Origin of the sequence: Streptomyces roseoverticillatus (assembly GCF_000719265.1) — a bacterium.
GTDB lineage: Bacteria > Actinomycetota > Actinomycetes > Streptomycetales > Streptomycetaceae > Streptomyces > Streptomyces roseoverticillatus.
In genome coordinates this window covers 13,343-27,561 of the sequence record NZ_JOFL01000031.1, presented here as the reverse complement: position 1 = coordinate 27,561, position 14,219 = coordinate 13,343, and the positions used below count along the sequence as shown (strand labels likewise).

Annotated in this window: 10 protein-coding genes; 3 read left to right on the top strand and 7 right to left on the bottom strand. The window is 74.6% G+C overall.

The features are described 5' to 3' along the window. Positions 1–3: 3 nt before the first annotated feature. The gene (locus IF61_RS0128235) at positions 4–1,944 is read right to left on the bottom strand and encodes a transglycosylase domain-containing protein (RefSeq protein ID WP_030369365.1); all 1,941 of its coding nucleotides are present in this window, start codon (positions 1,942–1,944) and stop codon (positions 4–6) included. A 274-nt stretch (positions 1,945–2,218) separates the two neighbouring features. On the opposite strand from IF61_RS0128235, the gene IF61_RS0128230 reads away from it, so the two are divergent. Further along, positions 2,219–2,626, top strand: coding sequence for a BlaI/MecI/CopY family transcriptional regulator (locus IF61_RS0128230; protein WP_052393124.1), 408 nt, complete (start codon positions 2,219–2,221; stop codon positions 2,624–2,626). Positions 2,627–2,976: 350 nt separating this feature from the next. On the opposite strand, the gene IF61_RS0128225 is transcribed toward IF61_RS0128230, so the two are convergent. From IF61_RS0128225 to IF61_RS0128210, 4 genes are all read right to left on the bottom strand, one after another. After that, positions 2,977–4,791, bottom strand: a complete 1,815-nt coding sequence (locus tag IF61_RS0128225) for a phospholipase C (protein WP_030369363.1) — start codon at positions 4,789–4,791, stop codon at positions 2,977–2,979. Positions 4,792–4,807: 16 nt separating this feature from the next. After that, the gene (efeB, locus tag IF61_RS0128220) at positions 4,808–6,028 is read right to left on the bottom strand and encodes an iron uptake transporter deferrochelatase/peroxidase subunit (RefSeq protein WP_030369362.1); all 1,221 of its coding nucleotides are present in this window, start codon (positions 6,026–6,028) and stop codon (positions 4,808–4,810) included. Continuing rightward, positions 6,025–7,233, bottom strand: a complete 1,209-nt coding sequence (locus IF61_RS0128215; RefSeq protein ID WP_030369361.1) for an EfeM/EfeO family lipoprotein — start codon at positions 7,231–7,233, stop codon at positions 6,025–6,027. The genes efeB and IF61_RS0128215 overlap by 4 nt, the downstream gene beginning before the upstream one ends. Positions 7,234–7,761: 528 nt before the next feature. Then, positions 7,762–8,463, bottom strand: a complete 702-nt coding sequence (locus tag IF61_RS0128210) for a nuclease-related domain-containing protein (protein ID WP_157848703.1) — start codon at positions 8,461–8,463, stop codon at positions 7,762–7,764. A gap of 263 nt (positions 8,464–8,726) precedes the next feature. Between IF61_RS0128210 and IF61_RS0128205 the strand changes: the two genes are divergently transcribed. Beyond that, the gene (locus IF61_RS0128205) at positions 8,727–10,322 is read left to right on the top strand and encodes an alpha/beta hydrolase (RefSeq protein ID WP_030369359.1); all 1,596 of its coding nucleotides are present in this window, start codon (positions 8,727–8,729) and stop codon (positions 10,320–10,322) included. A 337-nt stretch (positions 10,323–10,659) separates the two neighbouring features. Here the strand turns inward: IF61_RS0128205 and hemQ are convergent, their stop codons facing one another. Both hemQ and hemG read right to left on the bottom strand, forming a co-directional pair. Continuing rightward, entirely contained in the window at positions 10,660–11,373 is a 714-nt protein-coding gene (gene hemQ, locus IF61_RS0128200; RefSeq protein WP_030369358.1) for a hydrogen peroxide-dependent heme synthase, read from the bottom strand. A gap of 5 nt (positions 11,374–11,378) precedes the next feature. Next, entirely contained in the window at positions 11,379–12,827 is a 1,449-nt protein-coding gene (gene hemG / locus IF61_RS0128195; protein ID WP_030369357.1) for a protoporphyrinogen oxidase, read from the bottom strand. A gap of 196 nt (positions 12,828–13,023) precedes the next feature. Here hemG and IF61_RS0128190 point away from each other — a divergent pair, with 196 nt between their 5' ends. Beyond that, positions 13,024–14,217: a thiolase family protein gene (locus IF61_RS0128190; protein WP_030369356.1), complete on the top strand. Its 1,194-nt coding sequence runs from the start codon at positions 13,024–13,026 to the stop codon at positions 14,215–14,217. The last annotated feature ends 2 nt before the right edge of the window (positions 14,218–14,219 follow it).

The window sequence follows — 14,219 nt, the reverse complement described above, 5'->3', positions numbered from 1 at the left end:
TCGTCACTTCTGCTTCACAGCCGCCATGTACTTCGTCCAGATGTCGATCGGGTACGTGCTGCCCGTCGCGTCCTTCGGGGCGCCGCCCAGGCCGTCCAGCGGGAGCAGCTCCTGCGTCTTGGGGTCGATGCGGGAGAGCGAGACCGCGGTCGAGACCTTGCCGCGGTAGCCGGCGAACCACGCGGACTTGTTGCCCTGTCCCGTGCCGGTCTTGCCGGCCACGTCGCCGGCCGCCTTGGCGGTGGTCGCCGTGCCGCGCCGGACCGCCTCCCGCAGGGCGTCGTCCACCGCGGCCGCCACAAGCTGCGGCAGGGTCCGCTCGGCCTTGGGCTTCTCGACGGGCACCTCGTTGCCGTTGCGGCTCAGCCGGTCGACGGAGTACGGCTCGCTGTGCAGGCCCTGGGCGGCGAAGGTGCCGTAGGCGCCGGCCATGCGGATGGCGCTGGGGGTCGCGGTGCCCAGCGAGAAGGCGGGCAGCTTCGTGCCGAGGCTGCTCTCCAGCAGGCCCGCGTCAACGGCGGCCTTGCCCGCCCGGTCCAGGCCCACGTCCATGCCGAGCTGCATCATCGGGGTGTTCACGGACTGCGCGACGGCCTCCTTGAGGGTCACCTTCCCCCAGGACTTGCCGCCGTCGTTCACCGCCTTGACGATCTTCCCGGAGCGGTCCCAGTACGGGCCCTCGGGGGTGCGCAGGCTCACCTTGTTGTCGCCGTTGTAGACGGTGGACGGGGAGACGGGCGTACGGGGCTTGCCGCGTTCCAGCTGCACGCCGTCGCGCAGGGCGGCCGCGTAGACGAACGGCGTGAACGCGGTGCCCGCCGGGACGGCGGACGAGTTCGCGTCGTTGAACCCCTGCTGGAGGTAGCCGGGGCCGCCGTAGAGGGCGACGATGCGGCCGTCGGTGGTGACCGATGCCGCGCCGATGCGCACGTCCTTGTCGGCGTCCCGCTTCTCGGGGTCGAGGCGGCCCTTCACCTCGTCGGCGGCCTTCGTCAGCGCCGCCATCGACGGCTTCTCGAACGTCGTGCGGATCTGGTAGCCGCCCAGGTCGAAGTCCTTCTCGGTGACGGGCGTGTGCGCGCTCACGTACTGCCGCGCCGTCTCCACGAGGTAGCCCGTCTGCCCGGTCAGGCCGGCCGGCTTGGGCGGGGCCTTGGGCTCCGGGAAGGTGGTGTAGCGGGCCCGCTCCTCCTTCGGCAGCTTGCCGATGGCCACCATCCGGTCGAGGATCCAGTTCCAGCGCTCCACCGCCCGCTCGTGGTTCTTCGCGCCCAGCGACGGGTCGTAGAGGCCGGCGCCCTTGAGCAGCGAGGCCAGGAAGGCGCCCTCGCTCGCGTTCAGCTGCGAGACGTCCTTGCCGTAGTAGGCGTGGGAGGCGCGCTGGATGCCGTACGTGCCGCGGCCGAACCAGCTGGTGTTGAGGTAGCCCTCCAGGATGTCGTCCTTGCTCATCCGGTTGTCCAGCTTGATCGCGATGAACATCTCGGTGAGCTTGCGCGTGAAGGTCTGCTCCTGGTTGAGGTAGGCGTTCTTCACGTACTGCTGGGTGATCGTGGAGCCGCCCTGGGTGCTGCCGCCGGTGATCATCTTGGAGACGGCGCGGACCATGCCGCTCGGCGAGACCCCGCTGTCGGAGTAGAAGGTCTCGTTCTCGGCGGCGAGGGCGGCCCAGCGCACCTGCTCGGGGACCTTGCCCAGGTCGGTGTCCTGCCGGTTGACCTCGCCGGTGCGGGCCATTTCCGTGCCGTCGGCCCAGTAGTAGACGTTGTCCTGCTGGGTCGCGAAGGCGTTGAGGTCGGCGGGTATGTCCGTGCGGGCGTACATGACCGCCACGAGGACGGCGACGGCGCCCACGACGGAGGAGCAGAGGCCGAGCACCTGGCGCCACGACGGTATCCAGCGCCGCCAGCCCTGCCGGCCCGGGCGCGGGTACACGGGGCGCAGGCGGCGCGGCCAGCTCAGCCGGTTCAGGCCCGCGAGCCCGCGCTTGCGGGGGGCGGCGCGTCTACGGCGGGCAGGGCCGGAGGACCGGCGGCCGGCCGGAGCGAATGGTTTCCGGGCATGCGTGGCACGCGCCCCTCTTCGTCGCCCTTGTCGTCGTTCGAACACCGCTCGACCCTATGGGGTGCGCTCCCATAGCGTAATGTCTTACTTCCTTGTAAAAGCATTAAATCTTGGGTCATACCCCGCGAAACAAGCGAAGGACCGCCGGAACGCCATGGAAACAGCCACACCGCCCGTCGTGGTGCGCCTCCCCCGCCGCCGCGCGAACGGGGCGCTGGAGGGTGAGGTCCTCGCCGCCCTGCAGCGGGCCGAGGGGCCGCTGACCCCGCGCGAGGTGCAGGCGCAGCTGTCCGGCGAGCTCACGTACAGCACGGTGGTGACGATCCTCTCCCGGCTCCTCAGCAAGGAGGTCCTCACCCGGACCCCGCGCGGGCGCGCGTACGCGTACGCGCCGGTCACGGACGAGGCGGGCCTGGCCGCGCGGCGCATGTGCCGCATTCTCGACGGCGTCCCGGACCGGGAGGTCGTCCTGGCCCGCTTCGCGGCGGAGCTCCCTCCGGGGGACGCGTTGCTCCTCCGGGCGGTACTGTCGGACGGCCTGGGCATCCCGGCCCAGAGGTAGGGTCGGCGGCTCCCTTGCCGCCGGGCGACTTCCCTCCGCGCGGACGACGATCAGCCACAGCGGCGCATCCCGGCGGTGCCGGAACCGCCTCGGGCCCGCCCGGCACCGCCGGACGCCACCGCGGTGGTTGCTCGCCGCGGCGGCGGAGGGATGTCACCCGGGCGGCCGAAGCCGGGCCCATCCTTGCCGCCGGGCGAGAAACATCCGCCGCGACGGCGATCAGCCACAGCGGCGCATCCCGGCGGTGCCGGAACCGCCTCGGGCCCGCCCGGCACCGCCGGACACCACCGCGGTGATTGCTCGCCGCGGCGGCGGAAGGTTCGTCGCGAGGACACCCCGCGCCGGGGGCGCTAGCCCCGGCGTGCGCGGCGGCGCAGCAAGAGCACCGCCGCGCCCCCGCACGTCACCGCCCCGCCCGCCGCCAAGGCGACCGGTTCCGGCCCGGAGGGCACACCGTGCGGCGCGTCGCCGTCGACGATCTCCGTCGCGACCGGTTCGACCCTCCGGATGTTCGCGACCGACCGCACGGAGCCGTCCGCGTTCAGCAGCACCCGCTTCCCGTTCGGGTGCGCGAAGTCGAACATGCCCAGCAGCGAGCCCGCGCGGGTGTCGAAGGACGAGCCGCCGACCGGGTCGGTGCCCCAGTTCCACTCGATGAACTTGAGGACGGACGTCTGCTCGGTCGGCGTGTGGTCGATCGCGTTGACCTTGCTGTAGGGGGAGATCACGAGCAGCGGCTGCCGCGGCCCCGGCCCGCACCGCCCCGCGTGCCCGCCGGCGGCCGCGGGCGCGGCCCGGCAGGCGGGCCCGTCGAGGGGCTTGCCGTGGGGGCCCTTGCCGGCGAGCCGGGAGCCGTTGCGGGGCGCCGCGTAGGCGTGGTCGTACCAGCCGTCGGAGTCGTCGTAGGCGATGACGACGGCGGTGTCCTTCCACTGCGGCGCGTTCTGGATCTTGTTGATCCACTCCACGAGGAACCGCTGTTCGTCGAGGGGCCCGGAGTAGCCCGCGTGCCCGTCCTGCGCGGCGGGGGCCTTGAGGAAGCTGACGGCGGGCAGCCGCCCCGCGCGCAGGGCGGCGTCGAAGTCGGTCAGGTCGTACTGGTGGTTCGCCCGCCCGGCGTGGCCGATCTCGGCGACGGAGCGCGGCGGGAGGTGGTGCGGGTTGGCCGTCGACCGGTAGTACTGGAACGGCTCGTGGTGCGGGAGGTAGTCGATGACGCGCGCGCCGCCGGCGTTGGTGTGCGTGCGGCCGGCGCAGCGCGCGTGGTGGCCGGGCGTGCCGTCCCAGGGGGTGCTCGGGCGGAAGCCGCCCTGGAACCAGCCCCACGAGATGTCGTCGTCGGTGAGCACGTCCCCGATGGTGCGGCCGGTCATCTCGGCGAGGGGGCTGTGCCCGGTGCGGTCCTTGTTGGAGCAGTCGTCGTAGGCGGGCTCGGGGTCGGTGACGACCGTGCCGACGCCGTCGGCGTCCGGCGCGGTCACGACGCGGCGGTCGGGTTCGGCGGTCCGCTCGGGGCGCTCCGTGCCGGAGGCGGGGTCGGTCGAGACGACGCCGTGGGTCTGCCCGGAGACGAGGTTGAGCGCTCCGGGCGTGGACGGCCCGTACGTGGTGCTGAAGGAGCGGTCGTTCAGGGCGTAGTGCTGGGCGTAGTTCCAGAGGGCGGTGACGGTGTTGCCGTCGTAGTAGTCCATGACGAGGCCGGGCTCGCCGAACAGCCGGCCGGAGCACTTCCCGGAGTCGGTGTTCTGCACGTACCTGTCGGCCTTCCCGCCGTTGGCGGCGTACTGCTCCGGCCCGTAGGAATGGTTCTGGTCGCAGGTGAGGGCCTGCCGGGCGGACAGCCGGCGCGGGGGGTACTGGTTGGGGTTGCGGCGCAGGAGGCCGGCCGTGCGCAGGTTGTCGATCTTGGCGGGGGTGTCGCGGGCGGGGGTGAAGCGCGTGCCGTCGGTGCCGACGGCGCGCGGGTAGGTGGCGAAGTAGTGGTCGAAGGAGACGTTCTCGTCGAAGACGACGACGAGGTGCTCGACCGGGGACTCGGTCGTGGTCCAGTCGCCGGGGAGCGGGGAGCGGGCCGTGGCGGGGGACGCGCCGAGGATGGCGGTGGTGGCGAAGGCCGCGGCGAGGGCGACGCCGCGTCTCGTACGGGTACGGGCACGGGTGGTCATGTCGTGTTCCTCCGGTTCAGGCCAGCAGGGCGCGGCCGTACCAGTCGGCGCGGTCCCGCACGCCGGGCAGGGCGAAGAAGTACCCGCCGCCGAACGGCGTGACGTAGTCGGTCAGCGGCTCCCCGGCGAGTCGTTTCTGCACGGCCGTGAACTGGCGCACCGGGTCGCGCTGGTAGCAGCAGAAGAGCAGGCCCTGGTCGAGGGTGCCGTTGCTGTCGGTGCCGCGGTCGTAGGTGTACGAGCGGCGCAACAGCCGGTGCGCCTCGCTGCCGGGGGTGCGGGGGTGGGCCAGGCGGATGTGGCTGTCGAGGGGGGTCACCTCGCCGGTGGGGTCGTGGGCGTAGCGGGGTGCGTCGGTCTCGCGGGCGCCGTCGAGGGGCGCGCCGGTGTCGCGGCTGCGGCCGATGACGCGTTCCTGCTCGGAGAGCGGGACGCGGTCCCAGAACTCGGTCAGCATGCGGATGAGCCGGACGACCTGGTAGCTGCCGCCCGCGGCCCACGGCGGCTCGCCGGAGTCCGGGCCGGTCCACACGAGGCGGTCCATGAGGCGGGCGTCGCGGGGGTCGGGACCGGAGGTGCCGTCCTTGAAGCCGAACAGGTTGCGGGGGGCGCCGGAGGGGCGGGGCGGGGCGGTGTGGCCGTTGATCCGCCAGCGGATCTGCAGGGCGCCGCGGGTGTGGCGGGTGAGGTCGCGCAGGGCGTGCAGCACGGTGTCGGGGCTGTCTGCGCACAGCTGGACGGCGAGGTCGCCGTGGCACCAGGCCGGGTCGGGGTCGTCGTCGGGGAAGACGGGCATGGTGCGCAGCAGGCGGGGGGCGCGGCCGGCGAGTCCGTAGCGGTCGTCGAAGAGCGAGGCGCCGACGGAGAGGGTGACGGCGAGTCCGCCGTCGGCGGGGACGTCCGGGCCGAGGAGGCCGGAGTCGGGGGGCGGGGCGGTGATGCCGGTGGGGTCGGGGGTGCCGCCGGTGGTCAGGAAGCGGGCGCGGTCGGTGAGGGTGCGCAGGAGGCCGGCGAGTTCGCGGCGGTCGGCGGCGGTGACGTCGAAGGAGGTGAAGGCGGTGGCGCGGGCGGGCGGGGTGAGGACGGCCGCCTGGTGGGGGCCGTGGAAGCGGGGCGCTGACGGGCGGTGGGGGCCGGGGCCGTGGGGACCGGTGGCGGCGGCCGGGCCCGCGAGGGCGCCGGCGGTGCCCGCGGCCAGTGCGCCGCGGAGGAGGCCGCGGCGGGGGACGGGCCTCACGGCGTCCTCCGTACGTCGCAGAGCGCGGCGACGGACGCGAGGCGCTCGGTGAGGTCCCCGACGGCGGCGTCGATACGGGCCCGCTCCGTACGGCCGAGGCGGGCCGGGGGCGTCCAGCCGCCGTGGTGGGCGCGGGCGTGGGCGTCGAGGGTGCGGGCGAGGCGGCCGAGGCGGCGGTCGAGGGCCGGGAGGCCCGGGTACCGGGTGCGCAGGAACGGGCGGAGGCGGTCCAGGACGGCGCGCGTGGCGTCGACGTGGGCGCGGGTCGTGGCGAGGCCGGAGCCGCTGCCGTAGTCGGTGCGGCCGGTCAGTTCGGCCCGCAGGGTGTCCTCCAGGATCTCGTGCGCGCGGCGGCCGAGGTCGGCGGGGTCCATCCGGGTGCCGGCCCAGGCGGTGCGCAGGGCGCGCACGTCCCGGGCCAGGCGGTCGGCGGCGGGGAGGAGGGTGGTGGGGCGCTCGTGGTGCCAGAGGCCGTACTCGACGCGGTGGAAGCCGGTGAAACCCGAATCGCGCGGGCCGCGGGGCAGGCCGGCGGTGGTGCGGTCGACGGCTTCGCCCGCGTCGCCGAACGCGTCGTAGGCGGCGCCGAGGCGGGCGTAGGCGAGGTGGGCGGTGAGCCAGCGGGTACGGGCGGCGGGGATGTCGCCGGCGCGGACGGCCGCGCGCAGGGCGTCGGTCGCCGACGCGAGGCGGGTCATGCGGGTGGTGACCCACTGCTGGTAGTCCAGGGTGGGCGGGATGAGGTCGTGCGCGGTCAGGGGGACGGCGGCGGGGCCGGTGCCTCCGGCGGCGGTGCGGCCGGGGATGCGGACGGCGGGGCCGGTGACGGGGTCGGCGTCCTCGCCGAAGCACACGAACGCGTAACGGCCGGCGCCGAGCCGCGCCCGCATCGTCCGGACGGCCCCGGGCGCGATCCCCTCGGCCTCGCCGAGCACGGCGCCGGTACGGGGGTCGGTGAGCTGGATCTCGGTCACGGTGCCGGAGGTGTTGTGCAGGGCGAAGGTGTGCGTGCCGGGGCGGGGGTGACGCCAGCCGTGGCCGCAGCGGTGGGGCGACGCGTCGACGCTGTCGCCCGCGGCGGGCGTACGGGGCGCGGCGGCGCCGCAGCCGGCGAGGGCGAGCAGGGCGCCGCCGACGGCTGCCGCCGTGGCGGTGACGGCGGCCGCGCGCCGGCGCGGCGGGCGAACGCCCCGGCTGCGCCTCATCGACCGCCTCCTCCTCCGTCCCGTCCGTCGGTCACGTCCGTCCGGCACCGCCGGACTGGTTGTGGGTGGTTGCGCGCCGCCGCGGCGGAGGGATGGTTGCCGCGGCGGGCAAAGCACCCGGCAGGCACGCGCCTGCCCTCCACCGCCGCGATTGCCCGCTGCCGCGGCGGACGATTCGTTGCCGCGGCGGCAAGCAAAAGAACCACTGTTGCCGCGGCAACAGGGGAGAGCGCCCGCACCTCTCCACCGTCGCCGCGGCGGGCGCCCGTTGCGCCGCACACGGCGAAGGAGCCGCCAGGCACCCGTGCCCGCAAAATCGAACGCGGTCGAGTTACAGGGTGGCAGCCGTGCGTGCCCGTGGCCCGGCGGCAGGGGTGCCCCGGAGGGAACCCTCATCCCCGAGCGTCCGCCGGACACGGCGCACCGCACCGCAGCCTCCCCGTGGTCCTCGACCGCATGATCAAGGTTAGGGGCCGCACCCCGCTCCGGTCGGGAAATACGCCCGCAGGTCACCCGTTTGACGGCCTGTCACGCCCAGAGCCACACCCGCCGGTTCCGCGCGACGGTGTGGATGCGCCGGGAGCGGTCGGGGTGCAGCACCCCGCCCGGGGCGACCAGCCCGGGCACGTCCCGCTCGCCCAGCACCTGGACGTCGTCCAGTTCCGGCGAGACGTCCACGCTCCGCGCGCCCACGAACACCAGCACCGGCCGCACCTGCACCAGGAACCCGCAACCGCGCGTGAGGACGAGCGACGCGCGGGCCGCGTCGTGCCGGGCCTCGCGGACGTACGGCCGCGGATGCCGCTCGCGGTCCATCCGCACCTCCGACACGCCGACCCGCACCCGCGCCCTCCGCCCGGGCCGGGAGGCGATGCCGAAGACGCCGCCGGGCCCGATCAGCAGGTGGGAGACGATCGCGTCGCCCGGAAGGACGATGGAGTGCACGACGTCCCAGCCGCCGCCGGCAAGTTCTTCGAGCGCCGCGCCGACGCACTGCTCGGCGGCCAGCGCCCGGCGCCAGGCGTCTTCCAGGGGCCGCCGCCCGAGCAGCCGGGCGAGCACGAGGCGGGCGCGGCCGGACGGCCCGGCCGTGCCGGAGCCGTCGAGCCGGGCGCGGAGCGTCTCGCCGGGCCGGTTGGGCGCGAGGTCGTCGTCGGGCGGCAGGAACAGCCGCTCGGGATCGAACGCCTTGCCGTTCGCGCTCCTCTTGCCGTCCGGCCGCTCCCGCACGCAGACCACCCCCCTCCGCCATACTGCCGCAGAAGCGCGGGAACCAACCCGTCCGGCGGGCCGTTCGCCTGACAGAGGCCCCGCGACATCCCCCCGATCGCGGGGTCTCGTCCATTCCCCGGCCGTCCGAGGCCGTTCCCGCCCGGCGCCCCCGCACCCCCGTCCGGCCCCATCGCGGCGACACCCGCCCCCGGTGCTTTACATCGTCAAAGACCCCACCAATTATCCCTTTTGTCAGATTAAATGCCGGGAAGGGATGGTCAGTGAGAGCACTCGCCTTGTACGGAGCCCTGGGATCACTCGTCCTCACCACGCTCACCGCCGCCCCGGCCGACGCCCTCGTCCCGCACCGCACCCACGCGCCCGGCGGCTACGCCGAAATGCTCGGCGCGGAGGAAGCCGCCCGGGAAGCCGCCTCGGAGGGCATCCGGTTCGGCACGTGCCCCGAGGCCGAGGGCCTGCCCGCCCCCTTCGAGTGCGGCACCGTCTCCGTGCCGCTGGACTACGCCCGCCCCCACGGCAAGCACATCAGCCTCACCGTCAGCCGCGGCCGCGCCACCGGCCAGGACTCCGGCCGCCAGGGCGCGCTCGTCTTCAACCCCGGCGGCCCGGGCGGCTCCGGCATGTTCTTCCCGCTGCTCGCCGCCGTCCCGCAGTGGCAGAACCTGGCGAAGGCGTACGACTTCATCGGCTACGCCCCCCGCGGCGTCGGCCGCTCCGCGCCCCTGTCGTGCGTCTCCCCCGCGAGCTTCGTGAAGGCCCCCACCGAGGCGCCGGAGCACCCCTCCGCCGCGTACAAGCGCAAGAAGGCCGCCGAGGCGCGCGCCTACGCGCAGAGCTGCGCGCGCCGCGCAGGCGCGGACCTGCAGCACTTCACCAGCCTCAACAACGCCCGCGACCTGGACGTCCTGCGCGCCGCGCTCGGCGAGCGGCGGCTCACCTACATGGGCGCGTCCTACGGCACCTACTTCGGCGCGCTCTACGCCACCCTGTTCCCGGGGCACGTGCGCCGCATGGTCTTCGACAGCGTGGTCGACCCCGACCCGAAGAAGATCTGGTACCGCAGCAACCTCAGCCAGTCCGCGGCCTTCGAGACCCGCTGGAGCGACTGGCGGCACTGGGTCGCCCGGCACGACGACGTCTACCACCTGGGCCGCACCGCGCAGCAGGTGCACGCCTCCTACGAGCACGCGAGCCGCCGGCTGGCGCGCAAGCCGGCCGGCAAGGTCGGTCCCGGGGAGCTCCAGGCCGCGTTCCTCCAGGTCGGCTACACCGACAGCTACTGGGCGCGCAGCGCGAACGCCCTCTCCTCGTACCTGCGCGGGGACGCCAAGTCCCTGCGCGCCATCGCCGAGCCGGACGCGGGCGGCGCGGTGGCCAGTGAGAACTCCAACGCCGTCTACACGGCCGTCGAGTGCAACGACGCGCGCTGGCCGCGCTCGTGGAAGAAGTGGGACCGCGACAACACGCGGCTCGCGCGGCGGGCGCCCTTCGAGACCTGGCAGAACGCGTGGATGAACCTGCCGTGCGCGTTCTGGAAGGCGCCGTCGCAGCGGCCGCTCGACGTCCGGGCGGCGCGCGGCGCGCTCCCGCCCACGCTGCTGCTGGCGGCGGAGCGGGACGCGGCGACGCCGTACCCGGGCGCGCTGGAGCTGCGGCGCCGGCTGCCGGGCTCGGCCCTGGTGACCGAGCGGGGCTCGGGCACGCACGGCATCGGCGGCGGCCCGAACCGCTGCGTCAACCGCCACCTGGACGCGTACCTGCTGACGGGCGCGGTCCCGGCACGCGGCGCGACGTGCGCTCCGCGCCGGGAGCCGGCGGCGACGAGGGGCAAGCAGGCCCAGCGGGCCGCGGGCTGACTACAGGCGGTGCCGAACCGGGCTGCGGCCCGGTTCGGCACCGCCGGGGTCGGGTGCTGTGGTGACCCGCCGTCGCGGCGGCAGAAGACGCCCGCCGCCACGGCGAGAAGCCACCGCGATTACGCTCCGCGCCGGGAGCCGGCAGCAACGAGAGACAAGCAGGCCGCGGGCTGACTCCCAGCGGTGCCGCGTCGGCCAACGGCCCGTCTCGGCACCGCCGGAATCCGGCACTGTGGTGACCCGCCGCCGCGGCGGCAGAAGACGCCCGCCGCCACGGCGAGAAGCCACCGCCATGAGGGCCCGGCGGAATGCGCGTGCCGCCTCCGCGCCGGAGGCGCTACGCGAGCCCCGCCACCAGCTCCGCGACCGCCTTGCGGCGACCGGTGTAGAACGGGACCTCCTCGCGGACGTGCATCCGCGCCTCGGACGCGCGCAGGTGCCGCATGAGGTCCACGATCCGGTACAGGTCGTTCGCCTCGAAGGCGAGGATCCACTCGTAGTCGCCCAGCGAGAACGACGCGACCGTGTTCGCCCGGACGTCCGGGTAGCCGCGGGCCATCTTGCCGTGGTCGGCGAGCATGCGGCGGCGGTCCTCGTCGGGCAGCAGGTACCAGTCGTAGGAGCGGACGAAGGGGTAGACGCTGACGTAGTCGCGCGGGGTCTCGTCGGCGAGGAACGCCGGGATGTGCGACTTGTTGAACTCGGCGGGGCGGTGCAGCGCCATGTTGGACCACACCGGCTCCAGCACGCGGCCGAGCTTGGTGCGGCGGAAGAGGTTGTACGCGTCCTGGAGGGCGTCCGAGGTCTCGGAGTGCCACCAGATCATGACGTCGGCGTCGGCGCGCAGGCCGGAGAGGTCGTACGTGCCGCGCACGGTGACGTCCTTCTCCGCGAGCTGGGCGAACAGCTCCTCGACCTCGTCGGCCCAGCCGGCGCGGTCCTGCGGGAGGACGTCGCGGAGCTTGAACACCGACCAGAGGGTGTAGCGGATGACCTCGTTGAGGTCCTTGGCCTTCTTGCCGGCGTTCGGGATCTTCTGCGCGTCTGTCATGGTTCCTATTCTCCCCTGCCGTCCCCGGCGCCCTCGGCCAGGGTGGCGAGTCCTTCGAGTACCTGGCCGGCCGCCCGGTGGGCGCTGGAGACGCAGGCGGGGACGCCCACGCCGTCGTAGACCGCGCCGCAGACGGCCAGGCCGGGCACGCGGCCGACGGCCTCGCGGATGCGGGCGACGCGGCCGAGGTGCCCCACGGGGTACTGCGGCAGGCCGCCGTCCCAGCGGGTGACGCGGGTCTCGACGGGGGCCGCCGCGAGGCCGACCGCGTCGCCGAGGTCCTTGAGCGACACGGACACCAGCTCGGCGTCCTCGCGCTGGAGATCGGCCTCGTCGCCGTACCGCCCGATGGACGTCCTCAGGACGAACAGGTCCGGGTCGGCGTCGGCGTTCCAGCGCCACTTGTTGCTGCTGAAGGTGGAGGCCTTGATCGTGCGGCCGTCGACGGGCGGCACGAGGAAGCCGCTGCCGTGCAGCAGCCCTTCCACGTCGGAGCGCCGGAAGGCCATGGTGACCAGGGCCATCGAGGCGTACTCGACGGCGGCGAGGCCGTCGGCGGCCGCGGGGGCGGCGGCGCGCAGGAGGCGTCCGGCCTCCCCGGCGGGCGCGGCGACGACGACGGCGTCGGCGGTCAGGGTCCGCTCGCCCGCGCGGACGGTCCACCGCGCGCCGTCCCGGCGGAGCTCGTCCGCGCGCGTGCGGGTGAGGATCTCGCCGCCGGCGGCCCGTACGGCGTCCGCGACGGCGAGCGGCAGCCGTCCGATGCCGCCCTCGATGCCCATGAAGACGGGCCCGGTCTGCTGCCGGGCGGCGGCGCGGGCCTGCAGGTCGCGGACGGCCTCGCCGAGCGAGGAGTGGGTGCGGGCGGCCTCGAAGAGCGGCGGGACGGCGGCGCGCATGGAGATGCGGTACGCGTCGCCCGCGTAGACGCCGCCGAGCAGCGGCTCGACCAGCCGGTCGACGACCTCGCGGCCCATGCGCTCGGCGATGTACGCGCCGATGGCGATGTCCTCGCCGGGGTCGGTGTGCGGCAGCTCGGCGTCCTGCGCGACGCGTGCGAGGCCGTCGGCGGACAGGATGCCGGCGGCGGCGAGCGGGGCGAGGTCGCCGGGGACGCCCATGGTGTGGCCGGTCGGGAGGGGGCGCAGCTCGCCGCGGGTCCAGAGCATGGCGGTGGCGGCGGGCGGCTGGAGGTGGTCGCCGAGCCCGGCGGCGCGGGCGAGCTCCACGGCCTCGGGGCGCCGGGCCAGCACCGACTCGGCTCCGAGGTCCACGGGCATGCCCGCGATCTCGCCGGCGTGCAGCTTGCCGCCGACGCGGTCGCTGCTCTCCAGGAGCGTGACGCGGACGCCCGCGCGGGCGAGCCGGAGGGCCGCGGCGAGGCCGGAGATCCCGCCGCCGACAACGACGACATGATGCCTGGAAGAGACCGCTGAACGGTCTGCTGCGCTCATGGGACCACTCTCTCAAACGGCCCCAAACGGCCTTCCGCCGCCCTCTGTCCCGCCTCCCGACCGACCGATCGGCCGGTTACCCATTGACAGCGGCCGGAGACAGCCCGAAGACTCGGCAGCGGCCGGCCAGGAACAGCAGGGTTGAACAGCAGTTCACACGGCGGCCCCGGTGGCGGGGCCCCGCGGGAGGAGTGCCATGAACGACCGCATCCGGGACGTCTACGTCGTCGACGCCGTGCGCACCCCGGTCGGCAAGTACGGCGGGGCCCTCGCCTCCGTGCGCCCGGACGACCTCGCCGCGCACGTCGTCCGCTCGGTCGTCGGCCGCAGCCCCGCGCTCGACCCGGCCCGGATCGACGACGTCGTCTTCGGCAACGCCAACGGCGCCGGCGAGGAGAACCGCAACGTGGGCCGGATGGCCGTGCTGCTGTCCGGGCTGCCGGTGACCGTGCCGGGCATGACGGTCAACCGGCTGTGCGCCTCGGGCCTGGAGGCCGTCGTCCACGCGTACCGGACGATCGCCCTCGGCGACGCGTCGGTGGTCGTGGCGGGCGGCGTGGAGTCCATGACCCGCGCGCCCTACGTCATGCCGAAGCCGGAGCGGGCCTTCCCCACGGCCCACCAGGAGCTGTACTCGACCACGCTCGGCTGGCGGATGACGAACCCGGCGATGCCGGAGCGGTGGACGACGTCGCTGGGCGAGGGCGCCGAGCTGATCGCGGACAAGTACGGCATCACGCGGGAGCAGCAGGACGCCTACGCGCTCGCCAGCCACCGGAAGGCGGCGCGGGCGTGGGCGGAGGGCGCGTTCGACGCCGAGGTCGTCCCGCTGCCGGGCGTGGCGCTGCCGCGGGACGAGACGATCCGCGACAACACCTCCATGGAGGCCCTCGCCCGCCTGAAACCGGCCTTCCGCAAGGACGGCGGCACGGTCACTGCGGGCAACGCCTCGCCGCTCAACGACGGCGCGGCGGCGCTGCTGCTGTGCGATGAGGAAGGGCTGCGCGAGACGGGCCGCGAGCCGCTCGCGCGGATCCGGGCGTCCGCGGTCACCGGCATCGAGCCGGACCTCTACGGGCTCGGGCCGGTGGAAGCCGTGCGGCGCGTCCTCGCCAAGGCCGGGCGCACCTTTGCGGACGTGACATATTTCGAGCTCAACGAGGCATACGCGGCACAGGTCCTGGGATGCTTCGAGGAGTGGCCGGAGCTCGACACGGGGATCGTCAACCCCCGTGGCGGCGCGATCGCCATCGGCCACCCGCTGGGCTGCTCCGGCGCGCGCCTCGCGGGGTCGGTCGCCCATCAGCTCGCCGCGGCGGGCTCGGGCACGGGGCTGGCCGCACTGTGCATCGGCGTGGGGCAGGGGCAGGCGCTGGTCCTCGAACGCTGAGG

Bases quoted from the DNA above. Each gene is read 5' to 3' on its own strand.
- IF61_RS0128230 (WP_052393124.1), top strand. From the start codon at position 2,219: ATGGAAACAGCCACACCGCCCGTCGTGGTGCGCCTCCCCCGCCGCCGC.
- IF61_RS0128225 (WP_030369363.1), bottom strand. From the start codon at position 4,791: ATGACCACCCGTGCCCGTACCCGTACGAGACGCGGCGTCGCCCTCGCC.
- IF61_RS0128215 (WP_030369361.1), bottom strand. From the start codon at position 7,233: ATGAGGCGCAGCCGGGGCGTTCGCCCGCCGCGCCGGCGCGCGGCCGCC.
- hemQ (WP_030369358.1), bottom strand. From the start codon at position 11,373: ATGACAGACGCGCAGAAGATCCCGAACGCCGGCAAGAAGGCCAAGGAC.
- hemG (WP_030369357.1), bottom strand. From the start codon at position 12,827: ATGAGCGCAGCAGACCGTTCAGCGGTCTCTTCCAGGCATCATGTCGTC.
- IF61_RS0128190 (WP_030369356.1), top strand. From the start codon at position 13,024: ATGAACGACCGCATCCGGGACGTCTACGTCGTCGACGCCGTGCGCACC.